We start from the raw sequence: 16766 nt of genomic DNA, 5'->3' as shown, positions 1-16766 counted from the left end.
TGGTCAGGCTGGCTCAGACTGGCTCAGCCTGTGACCGCGATGACTTCTTCGTAGGTGGTTATCCCTTCCAGCATCTTGCGCACGGCCTGCTCGCGCAGGGTAATCAGACCGTCATTGCGGGCGGCGGCCTGCAGCTCGGCCAGGTCGACCCGCTCCCCAATGACGGCCTTGATGGCCTCGTTCACGTCCAGCACCTCGAAGATCCCGGTCCTCCCCTTGTAGCCGGTACCGCGACATTCGGCACACCCCTCCCCCGCCCAGACCCGCGCCGGCCGCTTCAACCCCAGGTATTCCAGCTCCTCCGCGCTCAACTGGCTCTCCCGCTTGCAGTTGGGACAGATCTTCCGCAACAGCCGCTGGGCGATGATGCCGATCACCGTGGAGGAGATCAAAAAGGAGGGAACCCCCAGGTCGATCAACCTGGTCACCGAGGATGGTGCGTCGTTGGTATGCAGCGTGGAAAGCACCAGGTGCCCGGTGAGCGCCGCCTGCACCGCGTTCTCGGCGGTCTCCTTGTCGCGGATCTCGCCCACCATGATGATGTCCGGGTCCTGGCGCAGCACGTTTCTCAGCACCTTGTCGAAGGTGACCCCGATGCCGCTTTGCACCCCGACCTGGTTGAACTCCTCCATCACCATCTCGATAGGGTCCTCGACGGTGACGATGTTCACCTCCGGGGAGGAAAGGGTCCGAAGCGAGGAGTAGAGCGTGGTGGTCTTGCCGCTGCCGGTGGGGCCGGTGACCAGGATGATGCCGTTGGGGCGGCGCAGGAAGGAACTGTAGAGCTGGTACTCGCGCGGATAGAAGCCGATGGTGTCCAGCTCCTGCATCAGGACGTCCGGGTCGAAGATCCTGATCACCACCTTCTCCCCGAAGGCGACCGGCAGGGTGGAGACGCGCAACTCGACCTCGCGCCCGTCATGGCTGGTCTTGATCCTGCCGTCCTGGGGACGCCGCTTCTCGGCCAGGTCCATGCGGGAGAGCATCTTGATGCGGGAAACGATGGGGGGATGCAGCTGCTTGGGAACCATGTGCACGTTGTGCAGCACCCCGTCCACCCGCAGCCGCACCAGCGACTTCTCCCGCTTGGGCTCGATGTGGATGTCGCTCGCCCGCTGGTCGAAGGCGTACTGCAGCAGGAAGTCCACGGCGGAGATGATGTTGCGGTCGGTCCCCTCGATCTCGTGCCCGCTTTTCAGGCGGACGAACTGCTCCAGGTTGCCCAGGTCCACCGCGGTGGCCACCTCGCTCTCGGCGGCCTGCACCGATGCGCGGAACCCGAAGAACTCCCTCAGGATCTTGAGGATGTCGTTGCGCGAGGCGAGCACCCGGCGAAACTCCATCCGCTTCACGGCCCTCAGTTCTTCGATCACCTCGTCGTTGAAGGGATCGGCGACCGCCAGCGTAACCACCCCGTCCTCAAACGCCACGGGAACGATCAGGTGCCTCAGGGCAAAGGGGCGCGAGATGTGGGCGGTGACCAGGTCGAGGTCGAGCTTCATCGGGTTGATCTTAAGGTAGGGAAGCCCCACCGCGGCGGCGAGCACTTCGGTGATGGCGTCTTCGGTGAGGAGCTTGCCGCAGGAACCGGCGACTTCCAGGTTCAGCGAGGCGATGATCTCGGCGGGGGACGGCTTTTCCGGGGTCTGTTGCAGCCGCCGGGAATACCCCGCCTGTTGCGCGCCCGCCAGCCGGTGGGCCTGCGCCTCCCCCTTGGCCAGCAGCTCGTTGAACTGCCCCTGGTCGATCAGTCCCCGCTGCAGGAGGATCTGGGCCACGTTCTTGATGGTGACCATCTTCTTTTTCTGCATGGCGTAACCCTTTTAATGGGAACAAGTATGGGATTATCGGTGAGAAACATAGTGATGTCAAGGAGGTGCAATGTTTGACAACGGACGGCTCGCCAGTATCATTAAATAGCGCCTATAAAATGGAGGCGTGCCACTACCGTTTGCAAGAGGAGGGATACCATGTTCGAACTGTTCGAGAAGGCTGTGCTCACGGCGCTCGGTGCGGCGGCGCTTACCCAGAAAAAAGGGGAGGAGCTGATCCAGGAGATGAAGTCCCGCTACAAGATCAGCGAGGAGGAAGGGCGCGCCTTCCTGGACCGGATCCAGGAGATGGCGCGCACCGGGCAGCAAAAGACCGCCGAAGTGGCCGAGGCCGAGGTGAAGAAGGCCCTGGACCGGATGGGCATGGTGTCGCGCGACGACTACGACAGACTGGAGCGGCGCGTGAGGGCGCTGGAGGCGCTTGCCGCCGAAAGCGTCACCTCCCAGCCGGAGGATGAGTGCTTAGGATAGTAAACATAAACCGCAACGTCAGGAGCATCCGGCGCTACCGCCAGATCATCACGGTGCTGGGAGGCTACGGGCTCGGGCACCTGCTGGAGTACCTGAACTTCGGGCAGGTGGTCGATTTCTCGCGCCGGGTCTTCCGCCCCAGGAGCGCCAAGGCCGAGCACCTGACGCCGCCGGAGCGGCTGCGCCTCGCCCTGGAGGAACTGGGCACCACCTTCATCAAGCTGGGTCAGCTCCTCTCCACCCGCGCCGACATCATCCCCGCCTCCTTCGTCCAGGAACTGGCCCACCTGCAGGACAAGATCCCCTGCCTTCCCTTCGAGGAGATCAAGGCGCAGATCGAGCACGAGTTGGGGGTGCCCCTGGGTCAGCGCTTCCTGTACGTCGAACGGGAGGCGATCGCGGGGGCGTCCATCGCGCAGGTGCATCGCGCCCGCCTCATCACCGGCGAGGACGTGGTGGTCAAGGTCCGCCGTCCGGGGGTGGTGGAAGCGGTAGAGACCGACATCGACATCCTGATGGGGGTGGCGCTCCTTTTGGAGCGCCACATGGCCCGCAGCGACATCTACGACCCGGTGGGGGTGGTGCGCGAGTTCTCCTACACCATCAGGCGCGAGATGGACCTGACCCGCGAGGGGCACGCCATCGAGAAGATCCGCGACAACTTCAAGGGTGACCCCAACCTCTACTTCCCAAAGGTCTATTGGGAGGCGACGGCCAAGGGGGTGCTCACCACCGAGTACGTGGGGGGGATTAAGGTCAGCGACACCTGCGCCATCGAGGCGGCCGGGCTGGACCGGCGCGAGATCGCCCGGCGCGGGGCCCGCGCCTTTCTGAAGATGGTGCTGGAGCACGGCTTCTTCCACGGCGACCCCCACCCCGGCAACGTGCTCATCTTCAAGGACAACGTGATCTGCCTGCTCGACTTCGGCATGGTGGGCAGGCTCGACCCGGCGGTGAAGCGCTACCTGACCGACGTCCTGGTGGCGGTGATCAACCGGGACGTGGAGGGGCTGGCCCACATCATCGTGGAGGCGGGGGACGCCGGCGAAACGGTGAACATGCAGGCCTTGAAGAAGGCGCTGGCCGAGTTCATGGACAGCTACCTCGAGATCCCGCTCAAGGAGATCGAGGTGGGGCGCATGCTCCTGGAGTTCATCGACCTGATCTCCACCCACCGCATCAAGGTGCACCCCGACCTCACCATGCTGGTGAAGGTGCTGGTGGTGGTTGAGGGGATGGGGAGAAAGCTCGACCCCGATTTCGACATGGTCGGCCACCTGCGCCCCTTTCTGGAGCGCGAGTTCCGCGAGCAGCGCTCACCCGGACGGCTGTTTCGCGAGGCGGAGCAGGGGCTCGAAGGCTACCTCACCCTGGCGCGCAACCTGCCGCGCGACATCAGGGAGATCCTGAACAAGATCAACCGCAACAAGTTCCGCATCGATCTGGAGCACCGGGGCCTGGACCGCTTCTCCAAGGAACTGGACCGCTCCGCCAACCGGCTCTGCCTCTCCCTGATCATCGCCGCCCTCCTGATCGGTTCGTCCATCGCCATGCAGGGAAACCGCGGCCCCATGCTCTGGGGCTTTCCCGCCTTCGCCTTTTTCGGCTACAGCTGCGCCGGCATCGTCGGCGTCTGGTGGATGGTCGCCATCCTCCGCTCAGGCAGACTGTAGCAAAAAAGCCACACTCCCCGTTGCACTGGCACCACAGCGGTAAATTTGCCACACCCCCGCCCCGCACCTTTCCGGCAGTCGATACCGTCTACACACCCGAAGCAGCGCGCTTTTTTCCAATGAGAAGCATGCGGCCACTCTTGGCTCATTATTTGCTTGATAGTAAGCATACTGATGATCAGGAGCAAGCAGATGATATTCCAACAGACTTTGGGCAACAAGGTAACCTTCAGCGGCATCGGCCTGCACACCGGCAAGACGATCACCATTACGCTGCGTCCGGCGGAGCCGGGCACCGGCGTCGTCTTCCACAGGGTTGACCTCACCCCGGCTGTTTCCATCGAAGCGCACGCACAGAACGTGGTCAACACCAGGCTCTCCACCACCATCGGCCGCGGCGAAGCAAGCGTCTCCACCATAGAGCACCTCATGGCGGCCCTGTACGGCTGCGGCATCGACAACGCGCACGTGGACATCAACGGTCCGGAAGTGCCGATCATGGACGGCAGCGCGGCGCCCTTCGTGGCCGCCATCGTCAAGGCCGGCACCAAGGAGTCCAAGAAGCCCCGCAAGTACCTGGTGATCAAGAAGCCGGTCAGCGTGACCGACGGCGACAAGAAGGCCTCCATCATCCCGTCGCGCCACTACAAGATCTCCTTCGACATGCAGTTCGCCCACCCGGCCGTGATGAAGCAGCACCGCTCGCTGGAGTTCAGCCAGACCAGCTTCACCGACCAGTTCGCCGCCGCCCGCACCTTCTGCTTCCTCGCCGAAGTGGAGATGATGAAGGCGCACGGCCTGGCCCTGGGCGGTTCGCTGGACAACGCGGTGGTCATCGGCGACCACGGCGTACTGAACCCGGAAGGGCTCAGGTTCCAGGACGAGTTCGTGCGCCACAAGATCCTCGACTCCGTGGGCGACCTCTCCCTCGCCGGCCACCGCCTGATCGGGCACGTGAAAGCCACCAAGTCCGGCCACGACCTGAACCACAAGCTGGTCATGGAGCTTCTGAAGCGCCCGGATTGCTACACCCTGATCGAGTTCACCCCGCAGGCGTTCAACGCGCCCTTCAACCTCTCCCTGCCGGAACTGGCATGGCTGGAGGCTTAGAGGCCGGCTAAGATTAAGACTAAGATTAAGACTAAGAGAGAAAAACGAAGCAGCTCCCCCGGGGGCTGCTTTTTTCGTTCCCGGCGCAGCGTCGAAGTGCTTGAAACCGCTGCCTCATTCGTATAGAGTGGCCTGATGCCGATGTCCGACGAAAAGGGGGGGCTCCCCCCGCAGATACAGGGTACCGAGTTGCCCGCCGGAGAGATCAGAAAGCGCAAGCGCGAGGCGATCATCGTCTGCGTGTCGCTGTTCATGATCGTGCTCCTCACCTACCTCGAGATCCACCTGTCGCGCCTCTCCTCCGAGGTGCCGATGGGGAGCAACATCGTCATCTTCGCCATCATCAACGTCATCATCCTGCTCATCATCCTGCTGGTCTACCTGGTGTTCAGGAACATCACCAAGCTCTTCCTGGAGCGGCGCAAGAACACGCCCGGCGCCAAGCTGCGCACCAAGCTGGTACTCGCCTTCGTCACCCTGTCGCTGGTGCCGACCATGCTGCTGTTCTTCGTCTCCGCCGGCTTCATCACCAACAGCATCCAGAACTGGTTCAACAAGCAGGTCGAGACCTCCCTGAACGAGTCGATGGAGGTGGCGCAGGTCTACTACAAGACCTCGGCCGCCAACGCGCTCTACTACGGCGAGCAGATCAGCGAAGCCATCAAGGAGAGAAAGCTCCTCAACGAGGAGAACCTGCCCCAGCTGAAGGCCCTGGTGCGCCAGAAGCAGAGGGAGTACAACCTGGGGGTGGTCGAGGTCTTCTCCGCGCAGCGCGAGGAGCTGTTCCGCGCCGGCAACCCCAAGCTCCCGCTGGGCGAGTTCACCAACCCCTCCTCCGAGGACATCAACGTGGGGCTCGCCGGCCAGCAGCTGACCCGGGTCAACGCCATCGGCAAGGCCGACCTGATCCGCGGCATCGTCCCGATCCGGAGCAACTTCAACGGCAACGACGTGGTCGGGGTCATCGTGGTCAACTACTACGTCCCCTACTCGCTGGTCTCCAAGATGCGCGAGATCTCCGCGTCCTACCACGAGTTCCGCCAGCTGAAGATCATGAAGCACCCGATCGCCACGGGCTACATCCTGACCCTGTTTCTGATCACCATGGTGATCGTCTTCCTCGCCGTCTGGTTCGGCGTCTACCTGGCCCGCAGCCTCACCATCCCCATCCAGGAACTGGCCGAGGCGACCCGCCAGGTAGCCGAGGGGAACCTGGACGTGCACCTGGGCGAGGGGGGCGGCGACGAGATCGGCATGCTGATCGCCTCGTTCAACCGGATGACCGAGGACCTGCGCGAGAACCAGCTCGCCCTGCAGCACACCAACGAGGAGCTGCAGAAGAGCAACATGGAACTGGAGCAGCGGCGCCGCTACATGGAGGCGGTGCTCGCCAACGTCACCGCCGGCATCATCTCGGTGGACAAGGGGGGGCTGCTCACCACGGTCAACAAGTCGGCCGAGAAGCTCCTCTTGATCAACAGCGACAAGGTCACCGGCAAGAACTTCCGCGAGGTGCTGCAGGCCGAGCACCTGGACATCGTCAAGGGGCTGTTGCGCGACATGGTGCTCGACAAGCACGACGCCATCGTGCGCCAGGTGACCATACCGATGCGGGACGGTGAACTGACCCTGCTCACCAACCTGACCGTCCTCAAGGACGAGAACGACGCCTTCATGGGGATGGTGGTGGTGCTGGACGACCTCACCTCGCTGATCAAGGCGCAGAGGATGGCGGCCTGGCGCGAGGTGGCCAGGAGGATCGCCCACGAGATCAAGAACCCGCTCACGCCGATCCAGCTCTCGGCGCAGCGGCTCAGGAAGCGCTACCTGTCCCGCTTCGCGGGCGAGGAAGAGGTCTTCGACCAGTGCACCAACATGATCATCAAATCGGTGGACGAGTTGAAGGGGCTGGTGAACGAGTTCTCCAACTTCGCGCGCATGCCGGCCTCGGTCCCCAAGCCCAACGACCTGAACGACATCCTCAAGGAGGCGCTCACGCTGTACGTGGAGGCGCACCGCCACATCCGCTTCACGTTGAACGCAGACGAGCAGATGCCGGCCATCATGCTGGACCGCGACCAGATCAAGCGGGTGGTGATCAACCTCCTGGACAACGCGGTAGCCGCCATCGAGGGCGACGGGGAGATCGAACTGGCCACCCGCTACGACAGCACGCTGAAGATGGCCACCTTCACCGTCTCCGACACCGGACACGGCATCGCCGCGGAGGACCGCCCCCGGCTCTTCGAGCCGTACTTCTCACGGAAGAAGAGCGGCACCGGCCTGGGCCTCGCCATCGTCAACACCATCATCTCCGACCACCACGGCTTCATCCGCGCCAAGGAGAACCACCCCAAGGGGAGCCGCTTCATCATCGAGCTCCCCGCCGACGCGTAAACTGCAGATTAAGGTCGAGATTAAGATAAAGAAGGTCGAAGCCCCGTGTGCTGCACCGGCGCCTGAACCTGCTTCGAGATACTGCTATGCCGCATAAAAAAATACGGGCCTGGCTGCTGCCGCTTCTGGCCACCATACTGACCGTCGTCGTCCTCGGGGCGAGCCTCCTCCCCCGCCTGCTCGACCTGGACACCTACAAGGCCGACATCCTGGCCCAGGTGAAGAGCTCGCTGAAGCGGGACCTGCAGTACCAGACCGGCGCCTTCACCATGCGGCTCACCCCCGCCTTCACCTTCACCGGCGTCACCATCAAGGAAAAGGACGGCGCGACCGATTTCGCCACCGCAGAGCGGCTCACGGTCCGGATCGCCATCCTCCCCCTTTTGCGCCGCGAGATCGTGCTGTCCCGGATCGAACTGGAGCGCCCGACCCTGAGGTTGTGGCGCGACCGCCAGGGGGTGTTCAACATCTCCGACCTCCTCACCCCCAGCGGCGGCGAGGCCCCGGGGATTCACGGCGTCCAGCTCAAGAAGGCCCAGATCCGCTTCACCGACTACGCCTTCTCCGACCAGCCGGTGGTCACCGAGCTCTCGGAGACCGACCTCTTCCTGAGCCGGATCACCCGCGGCAGGGATTGCGACTTCAAACTCAGCGGCCAGATCACCTCGGGCAAAACCAAGGTCCCCATCCACCTCTCGGGGGTGGCGGGCATCCCGGCGGCCGGGGTCCCCTTCACCTCGATGGCGGTACACGGCAAGATCACGACCGGCCCCATCGACCTCGGCCATTTCTGGCCCTACTACAGCCGCTTCGTCCCGTTCAAGAGCCTCTCCGGGCAACTGGAGCTCGACGCCAGCATCAAGGGGCACCTGAACGCCTTCAAGGGGAAAACGGAGTTCCGCTTCACCAGGATGAACCTCGACTATCCCCAGGTGTTCCACGCCAGGCTCACGCCGAAGTCCTTCAAGGGCTCCTGTTCGCTGCAGTTGACCGACCGCGACCTCGACATCGACCACGTCAAGGCCGACCTGGACGGCTTCAAGGTGAACGGGAAGGTGAAACTCTCGGAGCTGCACTCCGGCGACATGCGCATCACGGCAACCGCCAGCAGCAACAGCTTCAACCTGCACGACTACCGCCAGTACATCCCCTACGGCATCATCGTCGACGACACCTCCCACTTCATCGAGCAGAAAATCACCGGCGGCGTGTACCGGCTCGACCAGGGACGCCTGGACGGCAGGGTAAGCCAGATCCTGCACATGGAGCGGGGCCAGAACTACAACGTGCTCTACATCAAGGCGCACGTCGAGAACGGCGTGGTCAACTACGGCTCCGGCATCCCTGTCTTCACCGGCGTCAAGGGGCAGCTGGAGCTCTCCGGCAAGGACTTCATCCTCAAGGGGATGACCGGCCGGTTCGGCACCTCGCCGCTTTCCCTCGAGGGGCGCATCACCGACTACCCCCTCGACCATCCCTCCCAGTACCCCTTCACCGCCAAGGTGCAGCCCAGGCAGCCCGAGGTGGTTTGGCTCTTGGGAAAGGGGATCAGCTCCTTCACCACCAACTCCATCCTGAACCTCAAGGGTGAGGGGGGAACCGCCCTGTACAAGCTCTCGGGCGACAGCGACCTCGCCACCGCCGCCTACGGCTTCAAAGACCTGGTGGCCAAGCCGGCGGGGCGCACCAACAGCGTCTCCTTCGCCATGGAGTTCGACAAGGAGCAGTTCCGGATCACCTCGCTGCGTTACCTGCTTCCCCCCGCCTCCCTCTCCGCCACCGCAGTGAGCAGGTACGACGGACCGGTCAGCTTCGACATCAGGACCAACCAGTTCCAGAGCACCGAGGTGGGCCAGCTGGTACCCATGGTCAAGAAGTACCACCCCACCGGCCTGGTCCAGCTCCTGCTGCACGCCGCCGGCCCGGACATGGACCGGCTCGCCTGGAGCGGCAGCGTCGGGCTCGCCGGGGTGACCCTGAAACCGGGGGACAAGATCAAGCCCCTGACCGGGGTCAACGGGACGGTGAAGGTGAACGGCGAGACCTTCGAGACCTCACAGCTCCAGGTCAGGCTCGGCAGCACCAGCATCAGCGGGCGGGGCGTCCTGACCGGAACCCAGAACCCGAGCTGGCAGCTCATCTTCACCTCTCCCTCGGTCGATCCCGCCGATCTCGGCTTCGCCACCGGGGGCGCCCCGGTGCGGGTGGAACGGGTACAGGGCAACCTCACCTACCAAAAGGACAACCTGCAGATCAGCTCGCTCTCCGGCTCTCTGGGCAAGTCCTCGCTCCAGGTCAAGGGGAGCGTGAAAGAACTGAAGCAGCATCCGCTGGCGGAACTGGTGGTGAGCGCGTCGTACCTGAACCCCGACGACCTGATGCCGCTTTTCGGGGGACCAGGGGGCGACGGGCAACTCACCGTGAGGGCGCATGTCACCGCTACCGAGGGGAAAATAAAGGATTTCCCGTTCCAGCACCTCAGGAGTAGCGTTTTCTACGAAAATCACGTGCTGCAGCTGCTCCCCTTCGAGTTCAGCTCCTTCGAGGGTGAGGTCACCGGGAGGCTGCGCAGCGACCTCACCGCGCCGGCGCGGCACACGCTGTCGTGCAGCGTCCAGAAGGTCTCGGCTGCGGCGCTCTTGCACGCGCTGGGGGTGAAAAAACAGGAGGTGACCGGCGCCGTCTCGCTGCAAGGCGAGCTGAACGTGCGCGGGGAGACCGCGGCGGACTTCAAGCGGAGCATCCAGGGGAACGTGAAACTCAGGATCGAGCGCGGCAGCATCAGGAAGTTCTCCACGCTTTCCAAGATCTTTTCCATCCTCAACGTGTCGCAGCTCTTCAAGGGGCAGCTCCCCGACATGGTCTCGGGAGGGATGCCCTTCAACAAGATCACCGGGGACATCGCCTTCAGCAACGGGGTCGCCACGACGCAGAACCTGTTCGTGGACAGCAACGCCATGAACATCTCGGCGGTGGGCAAGATGGACCTGGTCAAGGACGAGCTCGACCTGAACGTTGGGGTGCAGCCGCTGCAGACGGTGGACAAGGTGGTGAGCAAGATCCCCATAGTCGGGTGGATCCTGACCGGAAAGGACAAGTCGCTGATCACCACCTACTTCGAGGCCAAGGGGAGAATTGAGGACCCACAGGTGACGGCGGTGCCTGTGAAGTCGCTGGCCAAGGGGGTCTTCAACATCTTCAAGCGGGTTTTCGAGCTTCCCGCGCGCCTGATTACCGACACCGGCGAGGTGATCATCGGGCGCTGAAGCGGTCGGCCCCTCGCGTATACCAGACTTTTTTTAGTTGTAAAGTCCATTAGTGTTGTGCTATTTTTTCTAACCGTTGTGATTCCTTAATTTCATCCAACACGGAGGAAACTGTGAAGAAGACTTTGGTCGTATTGTTGGCAATCGTTGCCGTGGCAGCTGCCGGCTGCAAGAAGAAAGAAGAAGCTCCGCAGGCACCTGCACAGCAGGCACCGGCTGCAGCCCCCGCATCCCAGATGCCCGCAGCAGCTCCGGGCACCGATCCGCACGCTGGCCTGAAGCCGCAGGAAGTGAAGCCGGGCGCTGGCCACAAAGGTAAGGTCCTCGAGACCATGGACTCCGGCGGGTACACCTACGTCCTGATCGAAGAGAAAGGCGAGAAGCTGTGGGTTGCAGCAATGCAGACCCAGGTGAAAGTCGGCGACACCGTCGAGTTCCCGGATTCTCCGCCGATGGTCAACTTCCAGAGCAAGACTCTGAAGCGCACCTTCGACAAGATCATCTTCGCCCCGGGCCTGGCTGTCAACAAGTAAGCCGCTCCCCGCAGCAAGGATAAAAAAAGGCGCCCCCCGCAAGGGAGGCGCTTTTTTTTGTTCATCCGGGAACTGCGACGCGAGGGGACTGGCTCCGCCAGGTGCCTGTCCCCTTGTGCGGTGACCAACGTCCTCCCCTTTGTGAATTCTTCCTGGTTCCCAAGCTCCAGCTTGGGAACCCCATATGGCGCAAAAGCTCCAGCTTGGCATCCGAGGGAAGTTGGAGATTCGGAAGGCTTTGCGTTCCCAAGGTGGACCTTGGGAACGAGATCATGCCCATCCCCCTCTCCCTCCGGGAGAGGGCTGGGGTGAGGGCGCTGCAATAGGCGATGACCCCGCTTCGTGGCCCCTCCCCCACCCGCCCTTCGGGCACCCTTTTCATCGTTTCATAGGCTTTTGCACACGCCCTGCCTTACCGCCGGCCTTGCCGCCCCCTACCCCCGCCTGGGCGGCGCCCTCGAGGGCGGCCTCGTCACACGGGTCGAGCTCCAGCGCCCGCTGGTAGTGGCGCGCCGCCGCGGCACGGTCCCCCTGCGCCAGGGCCAACTCCCCCAGTGCCAGGAAAGCGGGCAGGTGGTTGGGCACGAGCTGCGCCAGCTTGTGGTAGGAGCGGGTGGCGCCGGCCAGGTCGCCCATGCGCTCCTGCACCCCCGCCATCTGCAGCCACCCCCAGGGGTTGTCCGGTTCCTGCCGTGTCATCCCCCTGCAGAGCCTGATCGCGCCCTCCCAGTCCCCCTCCTGCTCCAGCGCTTCCGCCTGCAGCAGCTCGGTCACGAAGCTGTAGCCCACCAGTTCCCGCTGCGCCGCGAAATCGGCCGGGCTGAAGCGGGCTTTCTTCCCCGCCTTTTGCAGCGCCTTCAGCATCGACTGGCGCGAACGCTCCACGAACGGGTCGCGACGCACCAGGAAGCCTTCCCCTTCCTTTTTCTCGAACAGGTCGGCCGGCACCTCGTGCCGGCGCACCGCGCCATGCAGCAGTTCGGTCCCCGGATAGTACACCAGGGGGGAGACCTGTCCGTCCTGGGGACGGATCTTCTCGATGAGGCGCACGGTCTGCTGCAGGTCCTGGTCGCCTTCGCCGGGGATCCCGGTGATCAGGTAGACCGAGAGGTTGATCCCTGCCTTGCGCGCCGCTGCCGCCGCACGCTCCACGTCCGCCGGCAGGATCTTCTTCCCCAGCGCCTTGAGCATCTCCGGAGATCCCGACTCGACGCCGAACTGGATGCACTCGCACCCGGCGCGCTTCATGGCCACCAGCATCTCCTCGTCTACGGCGTTGACGCGGGACTGGCAGTTCCACAGGATGTGCAGACGCTGCTCCTGGATCAGGCGACAGATCTCCAGGACCCGGGCACGGTTGGCGGTAAAGGTATCGTCGCGGAAAGAGAAGTAAATGAGCCCGTAACGCTCCTTCAAAAGACGCAGTTCGCCGACAACGGAGGCGGGAGAGCGGAAACGGACACCACGGCCCCAGAACAGCGGCGACGAGCAGAACAGGCAACTGGCGGGGCAGCCGCGCGAGGTGATAACGAACTCGAGCTGGCGACGCAGGTCGACGCCGATGGTATGGCCCGGGTCGCTCCCGGGCAGGGGGAGCTGGTCCAGGTCAGCCACGGCGGCCCGCGGCGCACCCGCGGCGATCTCTCCCCCTTCCCGGCAGGCAACGCCCGCCACCTGCGACAAGGGGCGCCCGTGCGCGCGAGCCTGCACCAGTTCCAGCAGGGCCTGCTCCCCTTCCCCCAGCACCACGGCATCGACCGCGCCATGCCGCTCCAGCTGCTCGCGCCAGGAGTGGGTCGCGTGCGGGCCGCCCAGGACCACGCAGCAGGCGGGGTCGAGCTCCTTGGCCAGGGAGGCCAGCCGGATGGATTCCGACCGGTTATGGGTGAACTGGGAGATGCCGACCACGTCGGGCGCGAGCCGCTGCAGCAGTTCCCGGGCCTGCGCCCAGGAGGTGCGGGAGAGGTTGGCCAGGGTGACTGCGTGCCCCGCCTGCCTGAGCACCGCGTTCAGCGAGAGCAGGCCGACCGGCAGCAGCGAGGTGAAGGGGTCCTTGGCACCCTGGGGGTGACACTTGTACGCCAGGAGAATCTTCATGCGGAGCCCATAAAAAAATCCGGCCCGAGGGCCGGATTCGTTGACGATAGGTGGGGAAGGCAGCCTAGTTGCTGGTCAGGCCGTCCTCTTCCATCGAGTTTTCCGAGTTGTCCTCCTCGACACCGAGGATAAGGTCATCGAGCTTGAAGACATCCGGGTTGACCTTGGCTATCCGCTTGGCGCCCAAAAAGCGCGAACGGTAGTAGGAGGTGTTCAGGGAGGAGATCACCACCCTGCGGTCCCGCGACGAGGCATGGATCATCTTGTTGTTGCCGAGGTAGATGCCGACGTGCGACGGATAGGAGGCATAGGTGGCGAAGAAGATCAGGTCGCCCCTCTGCAGGTCGCCCGGCGCCACGGCACTGCCGACCTCGAACTGCTCGCGCGCGGTGCGCGGCAGGGATACTTCCAGTTCCTTGAAGACGTGCTGCACGAAGCTGGAGCAGTCGATGCCGGAGCGCGAGCTGCCGCCGAAGCGGTAGCGGGTCCCCAGGAAGCCATAGGCGGATTTCTTCAGTTCCTTGATGCTGTCTGCCTTGAGTTCCGTGCTCTTGGAAAGATCGACATGGTGCTCCGGCTCCAGCGAGGCGAGCTCCTGGATGCTCTGTTCGTAATCCTTCTCGTTGAAGAGATCGGGGTGACGCAGCTGCAGCTTCCTGCTAACCTTGACCTTCGGCTCGTCCGCGGGCTCGCTTTCCTTGAGTACCAGCACCTTTCCCGCCTTCACCCTGCTGCCGCTGAGGCCGTTCAGCCTCTTCAGCTCGGCGACCGAAACCCCGGTCTTCTTGGCGATGCGGGAAAGTGTCTCGCTCTTCTTGACCTTGTACACCTTGGTGTCGGAGCCGGCCGACGCGCTCTTCCCCTCGGAAACGGAGCGGGGCGGAATGACCAGGAGCACGCGCGGCTTGACGCTGTTGCCGACCAGGTTGTTGGCGGCCTTCAGCTCTTCGACGGTCACGTTATATTTTTTGGCGAGGGAATATAGGGTTTCGTGCTTTTTTACGCGATGGGTCTTTGCGGCGAAGGCGAGCGAAGGTACGGAGAGCATGACGATGCACAGGGTAAAGAGCTTCAGGCTTTTTATCATGAGTCCTCCTTCATTGTTTTAGAAAAAAAAGCGGGTGCGTCAATTTATATAACAAAAGACGCACCCTGTCAACTTTAATGACCTCTTACGGAGCCGGCGCAAAAAAACAAGGCTGTGCTTTCGCTGAGTTAGCGTTTGCGGGTCGGAGGCTTCGGTTGTTTCTTTTCCACGGTTACCCGCACCAGGGACCGGTCCAGGTTCACCACCACCACGCCGGGCGGAAGGCGGATCAGGTCCTTGCTGATCGGGATGTTGTTGTTCCCCTCCTTGGCCTTGGACAGGTCCAGGTCCACCACGATGTCGAGGTTCTTGGGCGATGCCACCAGGTTGGAGAATGATTTCAGCTGCAGATCCACCTCGTCCGGGAAACTCCGGGTCAGGGTGAGGTTGTCGGGGAGGTTATGGAAGGTGACCGGAGCGGTCACGGTGAGGATCTCCCCCTGCCGGTAGGTGATCAAAAGCCAACTCACCACCACCACGCAGAAAATGGCGACCTTGGGCCAGAAATTGGAGAAGAGCCGTTTGAACACCCCCACGCGCTGCTCCTCGCGGGAGAGCGGCTGCAACAGCGAGGTGAGCCGCTCGTGCAGCTGCGCCTGCGACGACATCACCTCCAGATTCCCCTGCAGCGACAGGGAGACCTCGCCACGCTCCTCGGAAACCACCACGATGGCCGCGTCGGAACGCTCGGAAAGCCCCAACGCCGCGCGGTGGCGGGTACCCAGGTGCTGGGGCACGTCGGCGCTCACCGACAAGGGGAGGTGGCAGGAGGCGAGCGCCACCCGGCCGTCTTTGACCAGCACCGCCCCGTCGTGCAGCGGGGAGCCGGGCATGAAGATGCTGGTGACCAGGGAACCGCTCACCAGCGAGTCCATGGGGACCCCGTGCAGGATCAGATCGTCCAGGAGCTCCTCGCGCTGGAACACGACCAGGGCGCCGATGCGCTGCGAGCCGAGCGAGAAGGCCGTGGCGGAGAATTCCAGGAGGTCGAGCCGCACCACGCTCTCCTGGTGCTCGAACAGGTTGCGCAACAGGCTCAGGCGGTACAGGGCCTGCCGGATCTCGGTCTGGAATACCACGATCAAGAGGACCAGGAGCACGGTCCCCAGCTCCTGCAGGATCCAGCTGGTCATGAAGAGTCCGAAGCTCTTGGTGACGAAGTAGATGACGCCCAGGAACAGGAGCCCCAACACCACCTGGAGCGCCTTGGAGTTCTTGAACCAGCTGTAGAGCTGGTAGAGCAGGAAGGTCATGATCAGGATATCGGCGATATCCTGCGGCCTGATTTGCGGGAACAACGGTTGCCTCCTTGGGGGACGGCGCGGGCGGGAGCCGAAAGCGGACGGCGTTAAAACGGGGCCGGGCCGCTTTTTGCTGGCAAGCCGTGGCGCTTTGTGCTAAAAATCAAGCCTTGCAAAAGGGCTCCCTGTCACGGGAAGCGGTCAAAATTTATAGCATTTCAGGCGCCAAAAAGGTAGGAAAATATGTACGCATTGTCGGAAAAGGGTGAGCGCATCCGCGCCATGTTCGGGAGCATAGCTCCGCGCTACGATCTTTTGAACAGGCTCCTGTCGCTCGGCATCGATCGCCGCTGGCGCCGTTTCGCCGTGGCCAAGATCGGCCTGCGCGGCCCCGGCCTGGTGCTGGACGTGGCCACCGGAACCGGCGACGTGGCACTGGAGATCGCATCCCAGACACCCGCTTCCGTTAACATCGTCGGCATCGACTTCACACCCGAGATGATCGACCTGGGCCGCGTCAAGGTACAGGAGTCACGTCACGCCGGGCGCATCAAGCTCGAGGTGGCCCCCTGCGAGGACATCCCGTACCAGGACGGCTGCTTCGACGCCGCCACCATCTCTTTCGGCATCAGGAACGTCGTCGACCGCATCAAGGGGCTGACCGAGATGCGCCGGGTGCTCAAGGATGGCGGCAAGATCGTGATCCTCGAGTTCTCCACGCCCACCATGCCGGTGTTCAAGGACATCTACCACTTCTACTTCCTGAAGGTACTCCCCAAGATCGGCGGCGCCTTCTCCCGGTTCAGCGCCTACCAGTACCTCCCCGATTCCGTCCTCGAATTCCCCTCGCGCGAGGTGTTCAAGGGGATGATGGAGCAGGTGGGTTTCAAGGACGTGCACCACTTCGACCTCACCGGCGGCATCGCCACGGTCTACGTGGGAACTAAATAAGCAGATTAAGACAAAGATTAAGATATAGAAAAACTGAGGCCAAGGTTTGAACTGCCAACTCAACCTCGGCCTCAACTTGTTTCAGCCCAGGCGTTTCTTAGTCTTAAT

General features: G+C 63.1%; 11 protein-coding genes. 7 read left to right on the top strand and 4 right to left on the bottom strand.

From position 1 onward, the window contains the following. Positions 1-23: 23 nt before the first annotated feature. Positions 24-1811 (bottom strand): GspE/PulE family protein, encoded by a 1788-nt coding sequence (locus H7687_RS17610; protein WP_183349839.1) that lies wholly within the window; start codon positions 1809-1811, stop codon positions 24-26. Positions 1812-1970: 159 nt separating this feature from the next. Between H7687_RS17610 and H7687_RS17605 the strand changes: the two genes are divergently transcribed. The 6 genes from H7687_RS17605 (at position 1971) to H7687_RS17580 (ending at position 11282) form a co-directional block, all read left to right on the top strand. Continuing rightward, positions 1971-2303, top strand: coding sequence for a phasin family protein (locus H7687_RS17605; RefSeq protein ID WP_183349837.1), 333 nt, complete (start codon positions 1971-1973; stop codon positions 2301-2303). Then, complete coding sequence (locus H7687_RS17600) at positions 2291-3976, top strand: ABC1 kinase family protein (RefSeq protein WP_183349836.1); 1686 nt, start codon at positions 2291-2293, stop codon at positions 3974-3976. Before H7687_RS17605 ends, H7687_RS17600 begins: the two co-directional genes overlap by 13 nt. A gap of 192 nt (positions 3977-4168) precedes the next feature. Next, positions 4169-5086: a UDP-3-O-acyl-N-acetylglucosamine deacetylase gene (gene lpxC / locus H7687_RS17595; RefSeq protein ID WP_183349834.1), complete on the top strand. Its 918-nt coding sequence runs from the start codon at positions 4169-4171 to the stop codon at positions 5084-5086. Positions 5087-5221: 135 nt separating this feature from the next. Beyond that, on the top strand, positions 5222-7483 hold the full coding sequence (locus H7687_RS17590) for a sensor histidine kinase (RefSeq protein WP_183349832.1): 2262 nt from the start codon (positions 5222-5224) through the stop codon (positions 7481-7483). Between the two features lie 86 nt (positions 7484-7569). Beyond that, entirely contained in the window at positions 7570-10749 is a 3180-nt protein-coding gene (locus H7687_RS17585; RefSeq protein WP_183349830.1) for a YhdP family protein, read from the top strand. Positions 10750-10862: 113 nt separating this feature from the next. After that, on the top strand, positions 10863-11282 hold the full coding sequence (locus tag H7687_RS17580) for a hypothetical protein (RefSeq protein ID WP_183349829.1): 420 nt from the start codon (positions 10863-10865) through the stop codon (positions 11280-11282). 378 nt (positions 11283-11660) lie between these two features. Here the strand turns inward: H7687_RS17580 and H7687_RS17575 are convergent, their stop codons facing one another. The 3 genes from H7687_RS17575 to cdaA all read right to left on the bottom strand — a co-directional run bounded on the left by H7687_RS17575 (position 11661) and on the right by cdaA (position 15764). Continuing rightward, positions 11661-13379, bottom strand: a complete 1719-nt coding sequence (locus H7687_RS17575) for a B12-binding domain-containing radical SAM protein (RefSeq protein ID WP_183349828.1) — start codon at positions 13377-13379, stop codon at positions 11661-11663. Between the two features lie 64 nt (positions 13380-13443). Further along, positions 13444-14466, bottom strand: coding sequence for a C40 family peptidase (locus tag H7687_RS17570; RefSeq protein ID WP_183349827.1), 1023 nt, complete (start codon positions 14464-14466; stop codon positions 13444-13446). Between the two features lie 128 nt (positions 14467-14594). Next, entirely contained in the window at positions 14595-15764 is a 1170-nt protein-coding gene (cdaA, locus tag H7687_RS17565) for a diadenylate cyclase CdaA (RefSeq protein ID WP_183349826.1), read from the bottom strand. A 186-nt stretch (positions 15765-15950) separates the two neighbouring features. On the opposite strand from cdaA, the gene ubiE reads away from it, so the two are divergent. Further along, positions 15951-16658, top strand: coding sequence for a bifunctional demethylmenaquinone methyltransferase/2-methoxy-6-polyprenyl-1,4-benzoquinol methylase UbiE (gene ubiE / locus H7687_RS17560; RefSeq protein ID WP_183349825.1), 708 nt, complete (start codon positions 15951-15953; stop codon positions 16656-16658). Positions 16659-16766 lie beyond the last annotated feature (108 nt).

Origin of the sequence: Geomonas paludis (genome assembly GCF_014193585.1) — a bacterium.
In the GTDB taxonomy this organism is placed as follows: domain Bacteria; phylum Desulfobacterota; class Desulfuromonadia; order Geobacterales; family Geobacteraceae; genus Geomonas; species Geomonas paludis.
Note: the sequence above shows the minus strand (reverse complement) of the source record. Positions and strands in the feature narration are given on the sequence as shown.